Source organism: Brevibacterium sp. ACRRH (genome assembly GCF_022346365.1).
Classification (GTDB): Bacteria; Actinomycetota; Actinomycetes; order Actinomycetales; family Brevibacteriaceae; genus Brevibacterium; species Brevibacterium paucivorans.
Genome location: NZ_JAKRMN010000014.1, coordinates 1 through 17,841, shown reverse-complemented (window position 1 = coordinate 17,841; position 17,841 = coordinate 1). Strand labels below are relative to the sequence as shown.

12 protein-coding genes and 1 pseudogene are annotated in these 17,841 nt (G+C 58.9%); 1 reads left to right on the top strand and 12 read right to left on the bottom strand.

Annotated elements, in window-relative coordinates; translation table 11 throughout:
• Window positions 1-13 precede the first annotated feature (13 nt).
• Window positions 14-742, top strand: coding sequence for a class I SAM-dependent methyltransferase (locus tag MHX53_RS11155; protein ID WP_239272752.1), 729 nt, complete (start codon window positions 14-16; stop codon window positions 740-742).
• 11 nt (window positions 743-753) lie between these two features.
• On the opposite strand, the gene MHX53_RS11150 is transcribed toward MHX53_RS11155, so the two are convergent.
• The 12 genes and pseudogenes from MHX53_RS11150 to mobF all read right to left on the bottom strand — a co-directional run.
• The gene (locus MHX53_RS11150; protein WP_239272751.1) at window positions 754-1,650 is read right to left on the bottom strand and encodes a 3-hydroxyacyl-CoA dehydrogenase; all 897 of its coding nucleotides are present in this window, start codon (window positions 1,648-1,650) and stop codon (window positions 754-756) included.
• Window positions 1,651-1,747: 97 nt separating this feature from the next.
• Window positions 1,748-2,149: a hypothetical protein gene (locus MHX53_RS11145; protein WP_239272750.1), complete on the bottom strand. Its 402-nt coding sequence runs from the start codon at window positions 2,147-2,149 to the stop codon at window positions 1,748-1,750.
• Between the two features lie 58 nt (window positions 2,150-2,207).
• Window positions 2,208-2,564: a DoxX family protein gene (locus MHX53_RS11140; RefSeq protein WP_239272749.1), complete on the bottom strand. Its 357-nt coding sequence runs from the start codon at window positions 2,562-2,564 to the stop codon at window positions 2,208-2,210.
• Window positions 2,564-3,172 carry a TetR/AcrR family transcriptional regulator gene (locus MHX53_RS11135; RefSeq protein ID WP_275433792.1) on the bottom strand — a complete coding sequence of 203 codons (609 nt, stop codon included), beginning with the start codon at window positions 3,170-3,172 and terminating at the stop codon, window positions 2,564-2,566. Before MHX53_RS11135 ends, MHX53_RS11140 begins: the two co-directional genes overlap by 1 nt.
• Window positions 3,173-3,329: 157 nt before the next feature.
• Complete coding sequence (locus MHX53_RS11125; protein ID WP_239272748.1) at window positions 3,330-7,187, bottom strand: phosphodiester glycosidase family protein; 3,858 nt, start codon at window positions 7,185-7,187, stop codon at window positions 3,330-3,332.
• Between the two features lie 179 nt (window positions 7,188-7,366).
• Window positions 7,367-8,002, bottom strand: a complete 636-nt coding sequence (locus MHX53_RS11120) for a LysE family translocator (RefSeq protein ID WP_239272747.1) — start codon at window positions 8,000-8,002, stop codon at window positions 7,367-7,369.
• Between the two features lie 89 nt (window positions 8,003-8,091).
• Window positions 8,092-8,463, bottom strand: a complete 372-nt coding sequence (locus MHX53_RS11115; RefSeq protein ID WP_239272746.1) for a VOC family protein — start codon at window positions 8,461-8,463, stop codon at window positions 8,092-8,094.
• 96 nt (window positions 8,464-8,559) lie between these two features.
• Complete coding sequence (locus tag MHX53_RS11110) at window positions 8,560-9,372, bottom strand: cytochrome c biogenesis CcdA family protein (RefSeq protein ID WP_239272745.1); 813 nt, start codon at window positions 9,370-9,372, stop codon at window positions 8,560-8,562.
• Complete coding sequence (locus MHX53_RS11105) at window positions 9,369-10,148, bottom strand: thioredoxin domain-containing protein (protein WP_239272744.1); 780 nt, start codon at window positions 10,146-10,148, stop codon at window positions 9,369-9,371. The genes MHX53_RS11110 and MHX53_RS11105 overlap by 4 nt, the downstream gene beginning before the upstream one ends.
• A 751-nt stretch (window positions 10,149-10,899) precedes the next feature.
• The gene (locus MHX53_RS11100) at window positions 10,900-13,464 is read right to left on the bottom strand and encodes a DEAD/DEAH box helicase (RefSeq protein ID WP_239272743.1); all 2,565 of its coding nucleotides are present in this window, start codon (window positions 13,462-13,464) and stop codon (window positions 10,900-10,902) included.
• Complete coding sequence (locus MHX53_RS11095) at window positions 13,461-14,426, bottom strand: DUF1837 domain-containing protein (RefSeq protein WP_239272742.1); 966 nt, start codon at window positions 14,424-14,426, stop codon at window positions 13,461-13,463. The genes MHX53_RS11100 and MHX53_RS11095 overlap by 4 nt, the downstream gene beginning before the upstream one ends.
• Before the next feature lie 371 nt (window positions 14,427-14,797).
• Window positions 14,798-17,841 (bottom strand): annotated as a pseudogene (gene mobF / locus MHX53_RS11090) (MobF family relaxase); the annotation flags it as partial.

The following is a 17,841-nucleotide window of genomic DNA, read 5'->3' as shown; positions in this document are numbered from 1 at the left end:
ATACGATGGGCCCGTGACTGACTCATATAGCGTTAACGCGGAATGGTACGCGGCGCTGATTGCGCCTTGGCAAGACGGGATGGACAGTGCGGTTCGGCAGCTTTTAGGACCGATCGACGGTGGTGCTGTTGTAGATATCGCCAGTGGCGTGGGCACGGGGTTGCCACTGTTGCATGAACTGGGCGCGGAGCGCCTGTACGCGGTTGAACCGTCTGAGGCAATGAGGATTGGGCTGATGACAACGGTGGCGCGCGACCCGAGGCTCATGGGTGCCACCACCGTTGTTCCGCATGCGTTCCCGCAGGCGAGCGAATTGTTGCCGGCAGAGTGGTCTGCGGGTGTGATGCTGAATGCGCTTGGGCATCTGGACGAAGATGACCGGGAAGCGTTGTGGGCTACTGTTGCGCAGCGGCTGACACCTGGCGGGCGGTTTGTTCTTTCACTACAACCACCTGAAGCGGTGACGGATGTTCCGTGGGCCGACTTTGGGTCTGTTCACATTGGTGATCACGTACTGCAGACGCGAGGCAAGGCGGACCCGCTGAGTGGCACGCATGTGGAGTGGACCATGGAGTGGACGCTCATGGACCAGGACCGTGCCGTAATTGACGCTCGCACAACGACGTACCCGTGGCGGGTGCTCAGTCACGACCAGGTGGTTGACGAAGCGTCCCGTCACGGGCTTGCGGAGGTTCACGGCGAGGCTATTCCCACCTTTGTTGCGTTGGAGAAGCCTGCCTAGACGGTAAGCAACTACTTCGTAAAGAAGTCGTTTGGACCGGTGATGTTTCCGTCCTGGTCGTACAAGTAGAAACCTTTGCCGTCAGCAATACCGCTGAAGCCAGCGTCGATCGCCTCTTGTAGCTTTGTGGCAAAACGTTGTTCGGTTTCGTCTTCAGAGTTACGTGAAATGTTTGCTGCAACGTTGAAGCCGACTACGTCGTACACCTCAAACGGGCCACGTCCAAAGTGGGTTCCGGCCTTCCATGCGTTGTCGATTGCTTCAGGTTCTCCAACCCCGTTGATGTAGAGGGCTGATCCGGCACGCAACCATGGGATGAGCAACGAGTTTAGGAAGTACCCTGGCGTTTCCTTTTCTACGCGAACAGGAAGCATTCCTGTTTCTTCCGCAAATGCAACAGCCTTATCAACGGTCGCAGGGTCCGTTTTGGGCGTGCCCATGACTTCTGCGAGGTTCTGGGACCAGATTCGGTTGGCGTAGTGGATCGCGACAAATCGTTCAGGTGCTCCGCTTGAGTCAGCAAAAAGCGAAGGCAGGAGCGATGAGGTGTTGGTGGCGAACACTGTGCGTGCGTCAGCTAGGTTCCCTACTTTTTCCCATGTTTCGCGTTTCAGGTCCAGATTTTCTGGAACTGCTTCAATAACGATGTCAACGTCACTCACGGCTTCTGCAAGTTCAGTGGTGGTTGAAATTCGCGACAGCGCTTCTTCGAACTTTGGTTCGCTGAAGTCGCTGAGATCTTCCGAGTAGCCGCGACGCATCCAGTCCCAGCGAGCCGGCAGTTTGTCGAGTGATTCCTGGAACGGGTCAAAGATTGTGACGTCTTTTCCGTGGTATGCCGCTTGCATAGCAATTTGGGATCCCAAAACTCCGCTTCCCAAGATTGCTACAGTTTTAAACTCCGTCATTGTGAGCCCCTCCTAATGAGTCGAATGCCTGCGGTTCGAATGCTACTCCTGTCAGGAGACTGGGCAGCGTCATCGGGAAGCAAAATGTCTGTGAATTCTACTTGGACAAGCGGTCTTTACGACGTAGTTGACCTGCGAGCATGGGGGCAACGAGGGACGTGAGGACAACCAGGATCCAGAAGTCGCCGTTGCGCACATCGAAGGTGGCGAGGAACTGCCCGATTGTTGCTCCTTCAAGGAACATGGGCACAGCGTCGAAAACGTTAGTGAGAACGAACCAGCCAATTCCCATGATGACGTAGTCCGCGGGTTTGCAGTCCCGAATCTTGGGAATAAAGATGAAGGCCATCCCTAAAATCAGAATCGATAAGATGATCCCGCTTACCGGACGTGCTGCGTCTCCGATCGCGTCAACTAGCACGTTTTCGCGAAAGCCACCGTTCAAAATGGCCAGCGGAATGATGCCCAACCAGACGGCAAACGCCTTCAAGAACTTCATGGCTCAACTATCTCAAATGTGCTGCTTAAGCTTTGACGTGGCACCTGCCTGAAACAACCTAGACGATACTCAGCACAAGGACGACGCTGGAAAGTATCAGCATCCCCAAACAGTTGAGCCAGAACGCGATGCCAGTTGCTTTTGCTCGAATGTGAGCCGTCGCTGCACACAAGAAATACGCGACGACCCCAACATTCGCGGCAAACGCTACGCCAGGTATCCAGATACCTGCAATAAGCCCCGCCGCAGCAAGCACCTTGACCACGAGCAGAACCCACCACCAATCTTCGGGGAGGCGAACACTTTCGAGACAGTCACGAATAAAACGAACCGGCCTGATTGACAGCACGACATCGGCAAGGAGAACAGTAGCCAGAAACGCTGGCAACAGCCAGAAAGATGGAATCAACGGCATCAGTTTCCTCCCTTGTGATCGCAAATCGCGGCAAACACGTGACGGAGCTGCACCAAGTAGCCATGTGCGGAGATTTCAGGAGTGGCTGACCAGATGAATAAGCTTCCGATATACGCTGCGTACAGCGCGTTGGCTCGGCTACGGGTTTCACCCGTTCTCGAGCATCCACACACAGTCAAAAGCTGTTCGAACACTGAGGTCAACCGATTCGCGAGATCAGTGAAAACTACTGAAGAATGTCGCCCGCTGACTAAGATCGACGCGTACGTCTGCGCAAGGTCACGGTGTTCTTCGAACAGCACAGCAAACGGTTCCACCACAGCAACCGCATCTGCCTCACAGCAGGCTCCACCAGTAAAGACCTGTGCATCAACCGTCTCTTGACGTTCCGAAATGAGCCCATCGAAAAGTTCCACAAGAAGGGCCTCTTTGTCTCCAAAAGACATAACTGTTCCGACACTCACACCTGCCTCATTCGCGATGTCACGAATGGTCGTCGCTTGGAACCCTCTGCTGTGGAGTAGCCGGCTCGCGGCTTCCAGCACAGCGCGACGCGTCTCAAAGCGTGCAACAGTCCGACGACCAGCCACCTTCACCTCCCTGAACATGTTCACTGAACACGTTCATCATACATAAGAAGCATGACTGATCATGACGTGCGAAACGACGCAGTTCACAAAATGACTGCCACAGGGCAGCCACCTGAAGAGGTGACTGCCCTGTGGCATGCGCGCCCTTGTTAGCGCCTGTTAGCGCACAGCAGAGCTAGTGCCGTCCACGGCGTCGTGTGCTTGTCAGCGCTACACTTCCTACACCAATTCCTGCCAACGCAAACAGCAACACCACTGACACTTCGGTTCCCGTGCGTGGAAGCGTGTTTCCTTCGTCCTTCGCCTCCGAAGCCTCTGTCTGTGGGTCCGAGCCTTCGGAGTCAGGAGAAGTGTCCTCGCGGTCGCCCGGTTGGTCACCTGGTTTCTGTGGTTCCTCGCGGTCACCCGGCGTGTCCGTTCCCTCATCGTCACCCACCTCGGGCGTCTCCGCTTCTTCAGGGTCACCAGGCTTCTTCTGCTTCTCGCCTTCCCCTGGCTTCTCAGGTTCCTCGCCGTCCCCTGGCTCCTCCGGCTTCTCACCATCCCCAGGCTTTCCAGGTTCCTCGCGATCATCTTCTCCAGGTTTCTCAGGCTCGTTTGGCTGTTCCTTGTCAGCAACCGGCACTGTCACTTCCTGAGTCGCGGTGCGTCCATTCACCGTCACGCTCAGCTTTGCGGCACCAGGACGTAGCGCAGTGATTTGCCCACTGACGGGGTTGAAACGAATGACAGCGTTCTCGTCAGTGGCCTCTTCGGACTGCTCACTGCCGTCAACGATGTGAACACCTTCGCCACCCCACTGCGCAGTCACCGGCCACGCCACTGGAACAGTCCTTCCGTCCTGCACGAACGAAGCAGTGACCTGACTGCTCTCACCCAGCAAAACAGCGCGCGAGGTTTCGAGCGAGATCTCATCCACCCACGGACGAGTTTCTGCCGCCAACCAGTCCACACGGTCTTGCGGGGACGGATTCTTTCCGACCTTGCCCTTTGTCGGATCGATGCCAAGCATTGTCCAACCGGTGAAACCACCGGTTTCCGGGGTTCCGGCCGGACTCTTACCGGAGTTCCCGTTAACCAGATAGGTCACGCCCTCCACTGAAGACCCGTGGAACGCACCCACGTGCGCGTTGATCACCGCTGCTGACTTGCCTGACTTGCGTTTGAAATCAGCCATGAGCTTTTCAAAGGCGCGGGCTTCACGCTCGTCTGCCAGCTGGCTGTTCTTCGTTGGCAACGGATCGTTCGGCGGGTGGTGGAAGAATACCGTCACGCCGGTCAGCTTCGAATCACGTGCAACTTCGTCCAGCTGCTTCTCCAGCTTTGCAATCTGGTCGATTCCACCGCTGCGTAGCGAACCGCCCGCCGTATTGAGTGTGATCACTCGGGTCCCGTCAACGTCCTGCGAGGTGGTCGCAGCTCCGATCTCCTGTTCAAACACTCCAATATCACTGCCCATGATTTCGTGGTTTCCGGGCACGTAAATGTGCGGAATGCTCTTATCCCACTCCTCGTCGATGATCTTCTTGGCAAGCGCAAAGTCTTCCTTGGATCCCTCGTCGACGAAGTCACCGTTGATGATCAGCAGATCGGGCTTTGCTTCACGGATCTCACGCAGTGTGCGACGAGCACCTGCCACCGCCTCGGATTCGGGTTGAGCAGCAATGAACTGAGCGTCACTCATCACCGCGATCTTCTGCGGGCGACCCTCCACGTCACCGTGTGCGAGCAACGCCGGGTCGTGGATTGCGGGCTCCTTTTCTCCCTCCGCCGTGGGCACAGTGGTGACCTGCAGGTTGGATACTGCGATGTCGCCTGTGTACTGTGCTTCCGGCCGCGTTTCCATCATGCGAATGCGGTCGACCGTCAGCGGTTGCGCCAGCCCATCGGGAACAGCGAACCTGACCGTCTGCCACCCTTCTTTCTCGAGGTGGTCGCCGTCAAGGTTTGTAACAGTGCCGTTCGCGTCGGTCACCTGCAGGCGTGGCCAGGTGCCGTTACCGTCACTATTGACGTCCAGGCTGAAACCGATCGCCGTACCGTCAACGGGCTCGGTCTTCTTAGCTCCCAAGTAGAAGCCTCGGGTTGCACTCGACGTAGTAAAGTCGTATTTCATGCCAATCGCTGGCTTACCGTCTTGACCGTCGGCCTTGGCGATTTCACCGGAGGCACGGTCATTGGCAGCTTCAAACGCCGCTGGGTCGGAGAAGTCCCACACGGCTGAGTCTTTTGTGCCGTAGGCAACCGGCACCGAGGTGGAGAGGTCTCCCACGGTAAAGGTGACTTTCCCTGTGGTGGTCTTTCCGGTGGCGCGCACCGTCCAGGTGCCCAGACCGTCGTCCTTGACTTCCACTCCGCCTGTGGTGCTCACCTTGACGTCCGAGGTTTCGATGCGAGCCTGCTGGCCGTCACCATCGAGCCCGCTGAGTGTCAGTTTGGCCCGCGTGTCAGTGTTTGGCAGACTGAGTGACTTTTCAGAAGCGCGCAGAGCAATTGCTTTGCCCAGCACGCGCAATCTAGCCTCATCACTCATGTTGCCGGCGCTGTAGGTGACCTTCCCGGCTCCGCGTTCTTCACCAGAAATCCGAGCCACACTCTTCTTCGTCGATACGACCTTCAAAGGCGCGTCTGCACTGAAAGTCCCATCGACTTCGGCCGGGGCGAGGTTAGAGGACAGCCCGGTGCCTTTCACGGTGCGGGTGAGTCCGGGGAACACTGCGTCTTCCCCTTCGAGTCCCAGGCTCAGCTGAACGTCCGAGGTGTCACCCGACTTTGCGGAGGAATAAAAGACGAGCGCGTTGGGGACTTCCCGCACTTTTCCATCGGACGGGGTGTTCCAGATCTTCTGCCCGTCATCGCCGGCAACTCGAGCGGACATGGCAGACGACCCGCCACCGTCAAGGTTGAGCGCGTTGTGCGCGCCCATGTTGCGTAAAAGTTCGCCCGCTTCGGGCAAGGTCATTCCGCGAGATTCATTCGACCGACCGTCGATCACCATGACGAACAGTCGAGTGCCGTCCTTGCTGATTCCCACGGCTGTGCGCGGGTGCGTGCTCGTTGCGAGGTCGTCCTGCATGTTGGGCACCTTGCCGTTGGTGAGGATCTGGTGCGATCCGGCGATCCCCAGGTCGACGTCCTCAGACGGCCCCACTTCAATCTCAACGTTGTCGCCTTTGGCTAGCTGGGCGATTGTTTCTGCTCCGGCCTCACGGCCGATGAGCACTTGCGTACCGTCGGCAACCCTGCGTTCGCCAAGGCTGTCGACGATGCCGGTGGTTTCCGTAACGGTACCGTCTTTGATGACAGCAGCGGCAATCTGTGCCGCCTTCTCGTCTGGCGCGCCCACCGGGCGGTCCAGGGTGTAGTCTCCCCAGGCCGAGGTGTACACACCAATTCCATCTGCTTCCAACCTCGGGGTGTTCATTCCGGCGAGGTCGTGCTTCTTGTTTCCGGGCAGTGTAGCTGTTCCGGTGGCTGAAAGTTCTTGGACTGCCGCGCGCCCTTGCGCGATGGTCAGTGACGGTTGCGGTTTCGAGTTTCCGGCGCGCAGACCGTCGCTGCTGACCGAGGTGAAGATCGGCGCGTCCGAGTGGTTGATGTCGAAGAACGTGCCGTTGACCGCTGCGACGGCTTCTTTGCCGCGTGGGCCCTGGTGCATAACGTCATCCAGTGGGGCGCGCCCCGTGACAGTGCCCGTGTCGCGCAGGTCTGTGGACAGGGTTGATTCGCCGAGGTCGGCGGTGAGAACGCTGCCTTCGTTCCAGCCGGGTTCTTCCAGACGAGAGAAGGTTGTGAGGTCCAGTCCAGGTGCGACCGGCTTGGTTTCGGAGGTGCGTAGCACGCCACCTTTTGACAGCTGCTCGTCGGTGATCTGCGCGGCAGCTGGGGTGGCCTGCCATACGTCGAGAGCTGTTAGCCCCGGGGTGAGAAGCGCAAAAACTGTGAGTAGCGCGAACAGGCGTGTGCGGAACGAGGCGCGTTGCCGGTGCGGTCTGTGAACGGTTGCGGGATGCTCGGTAGATGCGGGGTGCATGCTGTCCTATCGGGGATAACGCTGACTATGGTCGCGGAAACCGTAACAATGCGACACTAAGCGCAGACATCTGTGAAGTGAATCTCAGGTGTACCGCGATAAGTTGCCTGCTACATGGCCGATAAATTGCCTGCTAACTGTCCGATAAATTGCCTGGTATCGAGCCGATAAATCGGCGGTTAGCGAGCATCATGCATGGAGATGCCAAAGAAAACTAGAACTGCTCCGCCCACAGTGTCAATCCGTCGTTTCCAGTCAGCCAGGTTGAACGTCGCGCAAATCTTGCTGAGGCCTGTAGACCAAAACCCAAGCCAGACGGCCATCACACAGACGTGCACAGTAGCGAGAAGCAACATTGAGGACACTCCCATTAGCTGCGCCGGAACAAATTGTGGTGCCAGTGTTAAATACACGGTGGCGGCTTTCACATTGAGCACGTTTGCCAGATAAGCCTGCCCCACCTCGTGAACGACGGGCTTAGAGGAACTGTGTGCGCGCTCAAGCGGCGTTGTCGCAACGCCCCGCCGACACCCACGCCACAAAAACAGCACACCGAGACCCACCAAATAGATCGCACCAACGAACCTCAGAACCTGGTACACCTCCGCTGAGCGCATCACAACCGCCGCAAGTCCGAGACCCGCAAGAAGCCCCTGAGTAATGATTCCGAGGGCAGTCCCTACAATGACGGCCCAAGCGCCACGCCTATCGCCCACTAGGCCGCGTGAACTCACCAAAGTGAAACTGGCACCGGGTGTGACGACAAGTGGAGTAACTGCGATTCCGAAGCCAATGAGCGCAGCAATTGAAAGCATTCAATCAGTATGCCACTGCGTCAAAAACATGGTGGCCTGAATCAGTAATCCGGCGACCTCCCTCCGCGCAGTACCTCAGGAGACCTCAATCAATTTTGTGGTCGCGAGTTGAACTGCAATTTATGACCATCAGGGGCATCGACAGTCGCATAGATTCCCCAAGGCTCGTGATTCACCTCTGACGTAGTGGCGCCACGAGCCCGTAGTTGCTTTACGGTCTCAGCTACATCATCGCAAGCGAAGGTGAGAAATGCGCCTTCTCCAGGTTGCCTATCGAACGCTGACGCTTGGGCGAGAACGATGGATGTCTCTGCACCCCGAGGCTTGATTTCGAGCCATCGCGACGATTCCCCCATTGGAGCATCCATGATGACCTCGAAATCGAGTACGTCACGGTAAAACTTCAGTGCCTCGTCTTGGTCGCTAACGTACACCACGGCCGACGCAATCCGCTTGATCATGTTACGAATATTAGCAACATAAGTTCTGCAAACTATCACGTGCTTTCCGTCGAGTTAGTGCTGAGGACACAGTCAGCTGTCAACACTCAGCCGAAGTCACTTATCGCGTGGCCCGCGCCGCCTCTTAACGACCATGGCAATAACGGCCGCAACGACTGCACCGACAGCCAGAATAATCAGCTCGACACCGGCTGAAGATTCTTGAAGCACCCAGCCTTCAATGCGTGCCTGGGTTCCTGCACCGAGGAAACCAGATAGTTCAGCCGTACCGCTCGTGAAGAGCAAAAGCGCGGCCATCCCGATCATGAGCAGACCGCCCACCAGATTCGTCCATGTGGTTGTCACCGGGCCAAAAGATACAGCGCGAGGACGAACAACTTTCTGGACAACGGGCAAACGTTTCCACAGTGCCGAAAGCAACACCAACGGAAACGCCATACCGGCGGCGAAAAACACCAAGATCAGGCCACCCCACAAAGCAGACGCGCTTGTCACAGCGACGGTCAGTACGGCTCCCAAGATGGGCCCGGCGCATACGCCGGCCAGTCCGTAGACCGCACCCAGTAGGTAGACCGAGGTGGCTGACCGACCCGCGCTCTGCACACCGGAAGGCATAAACGGAAGGTTGATATTGAGCGCGGTGAGAACTCCCATAATGCAAATGATGACCGCTGCAACTGCGACCACAACCTCCCGGTTACCGGCAACGAAGGCGCCAACCGATCCTGCCAGGATACCTAGAGGGACGAGCGTTGTGACCAGTCCCAAGTAGAAGATAAAGGTCCGACCCAAGAGCTCTTTTGACGATGTGAAGGCATATGAGAAGAAGGCGGGTAAGAGCATGGCGGAACAGGGACTTAGAAGAGTGAGTACGCCCCCGGCGAAAGCCCCCAGAAGCCCTAAGCTCATTTAGCGTCAGCCTTAGTCAGCTGTTCGTCTATAAACTTCGAGAAGTTTTCAACCGGCTGAGCACCTCGCATTGCGCTTTCACCGTCAGACGCCGCGAAGAACGGAACAGCCTGGATTCCGTAGTACTGTTGCGCTTTTGCCGTTGCGTCATTGACTGCGTCAATGAGTGTTTGATCGTTCATGTCTTTGCGGAACTGATCAATGTCACCCACACCCGCTTCTTCGGCGAACTTCACAAGGGTCTTTTCAGGAAGATCCGGGTGGCCTTTTTCTGGTGCTGCCGCATAGAGAGCATCGGCGTACTCGTGATACTTGCCCTGTTTCCCTGCAGCCTCCATTGCCGCACCGGCGGCAGCGGACTGTTCGCCAAAGAACGCCACGGTGACGAATTCGAAGCGTACTTTGCCGGTGTCAACATATTTCTTCTTTAGCTCCGGAAGGATGTCGTTATGGAAGTGAGCACAGAACGGGCAGCGTGGATCAGTCCACTCGGTGATGACAACCGGAGCGTTTACATCACCAATGGCCGCGGAGTCCTCTGCATCTCGGCGAACCCATTCGCCTTCGTGACCGGACGATGATCCGTCGTTTGTGTTCTCATTCGAGGATGATGAACTCCCCTGAGCTGCCCCGTCACTGGAAGCGTTGGTATTTCCCGAGGTGAACTGGGCAACTCCTACCATCGCAAGAAACGCAACGACAGCGACAATTGCGACAACAATATACGCGGTGCGCTTACGCCACCGTTTGGCTGTGCGCGATGAACCGTCGACCATAATTCACACCCTAACGCTCCAGAACACAAAAATCTCGGGGCATCGAGTGAACGATGTCCCGAGACTTCACACTGTGGACCTAGCGGGAGGCTTGTCGAAACTTGCCCCGCCGTTGACTCTCATGGGTGTAGCGCACGAACACATCCGACAGCGAACTCGACGCCCTGCGTCTTCTGGAGCCACCCATACTCGCTGGCAGACAGACGCTCCCCATTGACGTAGCTCTACAGACAGCCCCAACCCGTTACGAGACGGCACCAAGCGATCCGAGCTTGCATCTGATCTTGGTGGGAGTCGGCAACGACTAGCGCGGACGGGAGGTCCAACTGCGCAGTAGCTCAGCGTCGCAGACGGAGGTAGGCGAGCTGGCAAGCCGGCACAAACTACAGCTGGGTCGCTGGAGCGGCGGAACTCCCGCAGGTTCTCTGCCGGAGCAGTCAGAAGCTGGATGACAACGAGTGAGGCGGAAATCCGCGACCTTCCTCGGGGCGAACGCTGACGCCCGCGCGCACGTGGTCCGCAGGTTGACGAAACGGGCTCTCAAGCAAATTCGATGAGGCGCCTATGAAGGTGTTCTCAGGATCAGGATGGGAAGTAGATCGGGCACAAGCTCAGGTGCCCAGGCAGCTCATGCAAGACCGATTTCCACGTCATTCCAGGTCGCGGATCATACAGAGTGCATCACACCCCCCCCAGGCCTACATGGCCCTGGTCCGTTTCCGGCCACCGTCACAGAGACAGTGCCGACCAACTATCCTGCGCGCCAGCGTCGCTCGGAAATAATTTGTCGTTGCGCCATGATCTCGCGTGCGGCGAAGGCAGGTAGTTCAAGCTGCTCCACGTCAACATTCTCGATCCAAGCTGTGCATGCCGCAGGAGAGAGCGCGGGATCCAGCACAAACTCCGCAATGGCGCGAGTAGTGGCCCTTGATAACCCAATCGAGATGAAGGACATGTCAGTTGGCCGTGGCACTCCGAGTTCAAGCATCATCTCGATATCGACGACATCAACAGTTATCTGCCGACCAAGTTCTCCCGCAGCTTGTGCCACGACGTCGGCAAAGCAGGATAAATACCTTGGAGCCTCAAAACGCGCAATGTCCTCTACGTCCGCCATCACCTTGCGGATCAGGCGCGGATAGGAGACTTCTTCGCCTTGATCGCGTTGCCATCTCGCACGGTTGTCGATGATGACGCTAAGCGGCACGCCCCTCATCCAGTGAACGATGAGACGCGCGAGCGACAAGCGACGAGACTCCGGCTCGAACGATCCGCCCAGATGCTCAGCAACATAGTCCAGCGCGGTCTTGTACTCATCGAACGCATCATCGCTAGTTGGGGGTACGAGAGCAAGTTCCTCCGGGTGTCCGTTCGCCAAGACAGCATCCAAGAGGCGCTGCATCGATGTCGGACTGATACCTGCGTGTTTCTTCACCAGGGCCGGATGAATCCGGAGAGTTAGCGCCACACGCCCAAGTGCTTCAGCGATCCGGTCGGTGTCTTCTCCCCTTAATGCGACACCATGAATCCCAATCAGATTCCCGTCAGACATGAAACGCCCAGCCAGCCAGTTGAAGGCTGATTCGAGCTCCGGAGGCGTCTCACGATCAGCCTTGCGTGCGCCACGGTCGATATATTCGATCACGCTAGCTACGTTGGATAGTGTCGCAGTCGCCGCGGGAACGATCGATGACCGCTCTCGTCTCCCGGGCTTTTCAGGCCAAGCTCTCGCATCTGAAGTATCGACACAGAATACATTCCCCTGAAATTCCGTCCCCCATCTACCAGCTCTTCCTGCCAGATTCCAAAAGTCTGGCATAGGCATATGCATCCTCGGCCCTTTACGTGGAGCACGCAGGAACAGGTTTCTGCACGGCAGATTGACTCCCTCAAGAAGAGTGGAAGTGCATACCAGGTATCTGATCTCCCCTCGCTTGAATAGCTCCTCGACCTTCGCCTTGAGCACGAGGGGCATGTCGCCATAGTGGAACGCGATACCCCGCTTTGCAAACTCGGCCAGCTGAAACCTCTCGTGCACGACACCTTTAGAAAAGTCGACCAATTCGCGAATGGCGTCAGAATCTATCGCAAGGTCTTCACCGAGAGCATCGAATATGGTTCGCGCAAACTTCTCCGCTTCAGCCGGCCCATTCGCAAAAACAAGATTCCCTGTGGAGAAGCCCCCAATCGCGACAGCGATGAGAGGAACCTTCTGCCCAACGCCATCTGGGGCAAGGGGTAACTCAATCTCACCAACCTCCCGCTCCTCACCCTCGTACACAAGTGAGAGCACATAGCGGCGCGGCTTCCGAGGGACTTGGTTGACGAAGACGAGGTTCTGATTCACTGTCACCGTCTCGCCGACAAGCGCGGCTTTGCGCTCCTGTGAAGTTGTGGGATCTAGCAGTACGCCGGGATTAGACGACAAAGGACTCGCGAACACTAACCGAATATTAGGGTCTCTGCGAAGGGCTTCGTCAAGCACTTGCGTTAGCAGTATACCGCGAGTGCCATCGGCGATCTTCTGAGCTTCGTCCACAAAGATCACTGATGGCTTAAACTGCGGCAACCGTTGGTGTAGGAGGTGAAGGCGCTCTTGCGTGAGCACAAAGACCTGTCGTTCGAAGCCAACAATCTCAGGGTCCCACGGGAGAGTATGAACACCCACGCTTTCATCAAGTTTAGATCGGAAGACCTCGCTAACCTCCTCAACTAGGGCTCTGGTGGGCGCTATGTACACCAGTCGCACAGGCGTCGCCCCTCGCAGTTCCGCAAGCATCCACTCACGAATGATGTACGACTTACCTGCGGATGTCGGCGCGGATACACTTACCCAGTCATTGGCAGACGCAAGCTCCCAGAACGCCTTTTGGAAGGGATTTGCGTCGATAACGGCGCCGTTCGGAAGCGTTACCGTTAGTTCAGCCCGACGACCAAGAGCATCAAGGACGAGTGCCGACGAATTCGCTTCGATCGATGTCAGGATACTCTCGTCACGATCGCGCGCTAAAGCGATTGCCGGCTGATTCCCCACTCGATCTAGTAGAAGAACGGCGGCGGCGCGCTGCTCGTCGGTGCTTTGGCGTGACCGCAGGCAGCCTTGCGCAACACGCAGCACGGCATCCTGGGCAACCTCATTCATTTCTGTTGTTAGCGCACTCGCGCACACCAAGAGGAAAGCCCAGTCAGGTTCAGGGGCAGGAGAAGCGGAGTCGTCTACCAAAGGCACATCTGCCCGTACCGAACTAACCGCTATCTCTTCAAGTCCAGCTCGGAACCGGCTAAGGGCGAGCACCCGATCAGAAAACTCGCTCACGAATTAACCTCGATCCGAAGCTCCGCCTTGATCGCCCTTCGAAATTCACCGATAGACGGCATTGGGAAAAAGAACACTTCGACAGCATGTCCAGTCAGGGAACGATTCCCAAGGCGATTCCGCATCGATTTCACCCAGCCAATTATAGCTTTGTCCAGTTCGGCCTTCACTGATACTTCTTCACGCGGGAGCTTTGGATAGTTCTCATGCGCAAACCCGATAAGACAGGCACCACGCATCTCGACATTCGCCGAAAGGACCGATTTGTCATTGAAGTACTCGAGCAGTCGGGCCGTCACCTCTGCGTTTCCAGCGTCGGCATAGTGCCGGATCAGGAAGACATCCTGCTCATGAGCGGTACCCAACAGATACGGCGCGATACTGTCCATGCAGTCTGTCATCGCGTTAGCGACCGAATCATAGAGCTTTGCTTCACCCCAATAGACAGCTAGATCCCCGTTATCAAGGAGCTTCGCATGGACTCCGTCAGCACCATGATACTGCATCTCAGTACTCGTCTTTAGAGACATTTTGCTAAGGATCTGCGGTATCTGGAGCCCTTTTTCAAGTAGCGTATACAGAAGGAGTTCCGCACCCTCCCCTGTATTGATCTGAGTCTGAGTGAATAGGCGTGCCGCTTCGTTAGCTAGACGAGTAATCTCCGGAATCTGCCTGTCTGGAGATAGTTGCCCAACCTTCTGAATTTCCGTCCGTGGGATGCAGTAGTTGACGATTTGATTCGCAAGCTGCTGCGCTAGCACCTTGAGGCGAGGGACGCCTAAAGGGTCACTTCGAAGAAAGTGGCAGCGCACAATCGAGCGCGTGCCTTCAATAGCGATCGGTTCGCCGTAAGTAACAATCGAACTTTCTACTTCGTCCCAGCCGCCCCGCACGAGTCGCTGAACCGCTTTGATCAACGGCGCTTGTTCTTCAACGGCAGCCTGAGCCGCCTCGTCAATCATGCGATCGAGCCAATCTTGCTCCGGGCGGGCGAAGCGACGACACGCACTCCTGGGCTCCACGAATCTTGTTGGTTCACCATCGACCTCCACAGCTGAGGGTCGAGTGGACCGAAACGACCCGGGTCAGAATCTCGTGTCAACCATCCTACCCGTATCGTCGTGGCCATGACTGGGCGACACGTCGACGCCGACAACCGTGTTGCTACGAAGCCACAAGTCGGGTGCCGCTGTGCACAACCAAGGGATACCGGTACCTCGCAGACTCCGACGTGCGGCACGGGCAGCCGCATCGATGGCAGTTAAGGGGCAAGAGGCTGAAACAGGCGGCTCCAGATGACATAGCCCGGTCAGGAGATTGTGGTGTCTCGCCATTACAGGTCGAGGTGCCGCGTCGCCTGGTTGGCGGACCGCCGAGGCTCGTCGTGGAAGGTCGGGCGGGTCAGCGTTCGGAGCGCGGTTTCTGCGCGGGCGCGGTCGATCCTCTGCGCTGTGCCTTCGGGCTGGGCGCCGAGCGGAGCCGAGTCGGTGATCTGGCGGCGGTCTCGGTATGCGGCGACGACCACAGCGCGGCGTCGCCACTGCTGCCGCTCCCGCTCGCCGGCTGGGAGTGGACCGAGTGCTGTAACCCATGGTTCGTGGGTGTGGAGGGCGGTGTCGAGGACTGCTTTTGCTCGGGTTTCGATGAGGTGGCGGCGCTCGGTCAGAGCCCGTTGCATGTCGGGGGTCATGGGGCCTGTGGCTTCGGGAATCAGCCCAGCGATGAGACGCGGTGCCTGGCGGGTGCGGCCTGATCCGGCGGGGCGGGCGGTGGCCCGGGCGAGGCGGTGGTGGATGACAGAGAGGATGTCGTCGGCGTCAGCGAACCCACGAGCCTGGATGAGGCGTGGCAGGAGGGTGTCGACGTGGTGGTGGTTGGCTTCGGCCCGGCGCAGTTCCGCAGTCAGAGCGCCAAAGGCGTCGAAGTCGATCACGGCTTGCGCCTGGTCGGTAGTGAGGCCGCTGGTGGCGATGAGAGCAGCCCAGCGATCGTGTTGGGCTGCCGCGGCGATGGTTTCGTACTCGGCTGCTAGTTGGGCGATCGAGTCCCACCGGTCCTGTTCGGCGGTGATGGTCTCGTGTGCCGACAGTTCAGCACCGCTGTGTTGGGGCACGCCGTAGAGGACCGTGCGGGCGGTGGCGTCAGGGCTGTCGCCCGGATGCGCCGTGGCGTGGTCGTCGGGACGGTCGAGGATGACGTAGGCCTGGTTTGGTTCCCGCCCGCGCGTCATCGCGACATAGAGGTTCTCCCGTGTGGTGGTGGGTTCGACGAGGACGTGGGCGGTGTCGGTGGTGAGGCCTTGGGCGCGGTGGGCGGTGACGGCGTAGCCGAGGTCGACGTGCTCGGCCCACGTAGTCGGCGGGTAGAACGATGCTGTTGCCGAACCGGGACCCGGGTGGGCGGATCGTGACCGACCCATCGTCACGCACGACGGTGATGGTCCAGGTTTGGCCGTTGCAGACCCAGCCGTGCCGGTTCCGCAGCCACCGGTCATTGCGGCGGGTGATGATCGTGACCCCACGCCCGCTGCCAATCCGTCGGACAGGGTTATTTCGGGGCCTGGCTTGAGCGTGCCTTCGAGGATGAGGTCGGCCCGGGCGCGGACGTTGAGGGCGGTGACGTTCTCGCGGGTTTCGGCGATCAGCACCGACGCCAACCCCGCTTGGCGGTCGTGGCGCCAGGCGGTGTAGGCGGCATCGGTCATGGCCTCGGCGTCATGGATGCGATCGTGTGCCAGGTAGGTGTCGATGACTGGGGTGCGACCGTGTCGCAGCTCCAAGGAGGCGGTCTTCTCCCAAGCGTGGGTGAAGCGGTGGACGTCGACCAGTTCGGGGGCATCGTCGCGGTCGTGGATCAACAGGCTGAACGCACCGCCAGCGTCGACGGACTGGAGCTGGGCGTAGTCGCCGACCAGCAGCGCTTTCGCCCCGGCCTCTTCAGCTGCCTGCGTGATCCGGTCGAGCGAGAGGGTGCCTGCGAGGGAGGCTTCGTCGATGATGACGAGCTGCCCGGCCTGGAAGGTGGCGCCGGTGTGTTGGTGGGTGGTCCACCACTTTGCCGTGTTCTCGGTGGCGATTCCCAGATCGTCGGCCAGCACTTGTGCCGCCACCGCCGACGGGGCCAACCCCACTACCGACCCGGCGCCATGCTCGGCTTCCCATGCCCGGCGCAAGGCGTTCATCGCGGTCGTCTTCCCGGTTCCCGCCGGCCCCACCAGCACATCCACCACCCGGCCCGAGACCGCGACCGACGCCAAGGCTGCGGCCTGGTCCAGGCCGAGCACTCGGCCTTCGGCATCGGGCTTGCTCGTGATCGTTTCGACGGTGGCCAGGTCGATGCTCGGGCCGGTGGTCGTGCGGGCCCGTTGCAGGAGGCGGTCCTCGGCGGCGTCGGCGACCATGGCGGTGATGACTTCGCGGTCCTCGACGGTGGCGAACCGCCACCCCATCGTCTGGCGGGCGGCTTCGGCCATCAGGTTCCAGCGCCGCCACGTCGAACGCTTCTCACCGACCACCTCAACCACCGAGCGCCCCACCTGCCCGATCAGATCCAACGGCACATCATCAGCCCGCAACAGCATCTGGCGACCACCGCCGGTGACGCTCCGCGCCCACACGGTGGCATCCATGCCGAGCTGCTGGCTGGCTCGGGTGCGCCACTCGGCTGTCAGCTCCGCAAGCGAGCGGACCTGTTTCTCCGGACGCGTCGCGAGCGTGGCCTGGGCGCGCAGTTTCATGATGGTCGCCGGCGACGGGCGCCTGCCGTGCTGGGTTACGTAGTCAGCAATCAGCGCGTCGGTCGCCTCGTTGATCTGCCGCGCCCGCGTGGAGAACTCCGCCACCAGCTGTTCGGGGACGTCGGTGATTGCCCAGGACGGGTTGCGGTCGCGACCCATCTCCCGTGGCTCCCAGCTCACGCCGAAGGTTCGGGTCATGTGGTCGGCGAACACGGCCTCGTGCAGCTCCGACAACGCGACAACCGCGGCATGCATCGGACGCCCATCCAGACTCCGCCACTTCCCATCCAACACCGTTTGGGCCTTGTTGCTGATCACCACATGCGTATGCAAGTGCGGGTCCCCAGCACGGGAATCAAAGTGATCAAACGCCGTCGCGTTCAAACCGGTGACGTCAACCTGTGCAACCGCACCATCCCCAGCAGTTGCGCCCGTGCGGGTGGCTACAACTTCGCGCTCCATGAACGCAACCACCGCCGCAACCGCCTCACGATGGGCTTGCGCAATCAACGCATGCGTACCCGCGTCCGCAACCGCCCACAACACCGACGCCGACTTCGGCACACTGAACGTGAAATCAAACCCCGCCACCGCACGACGCGACCCCCGCGCAGCCTCCTCCGCCTCAATCTGCGCAACGA

Coding starts and splice junctions, on each gene's coding strand:
- MHX53_RS11150 (WP_239272751.1), bottom strand. CDS start 1,650: ATGACGGAGTTTAAAACTGTAGCAATCTTGGGAAGCGGAGTTTTGGGA.
- MHX53_RS11145 (WP_239272750.1), bottom strand. CDS start 2,149: ATGAAGTTCTTGAAGGCGTTTGCCGTCTGGTTGGGCATCATTCCGCTG.
- MHX53_RS11140 (WP_239272749.1), bottom strand. CDS start 2,564: ATGCCGTTGATTCCATCTTTCTGGCTGTTGCCAGCGTTTCTGGCTACT.
- MHX53_RS11135 (WP_275433792.1), bottom strand. CDS start 3,172: ATGTTCAGGGAGGTGAAGGTGGCTGGTCGTCGGACTGTTGCACGCTTT.
- MHX53_RS11125 (WP_239272748.1), bottom strand. CDS start 7,187: ATGCACCCCGCATCTACCGAGCATCCCGCAACCGTTCACAGACCGCAC.
- MHX53_RS11120 (WP_239272747.1), bottom strand. CDS start 8,002: ATGCTTTCAATTGCTGCGCTCATTGGCTTCGGAATCGCAGTTACTCCA.
- MHX53_RS11115 (WP_239272746.1), bottom strand. CDS start 8,463: ATGATCAAGCGGATTGCGTCGGCCGTGGTGTACGTTAGCGACCAAGAC.
- MHX53_RS11110 (WP_239272745.1), bottom strand. CDS start 9,372: ATGAGCTTAGGGCTTCTGGGGGCTTTCGCCGGGGGCGTACTCACTCTT.
- MHX53_RS11105 (WP_239272744.1), bottom strand. CDS start 10,148: ATGGTCGACGGTTCATCGCGCACAGCCAAACGGTGGCGTAAGCGCACC.
- MHX53_RS11095 (WP_239272742.1), bottom strand. CDS start 14,426: ATGATTGACGAGGCGGCTCAGGCTGCCGTTGAAGAACAAGCGCCGTTG.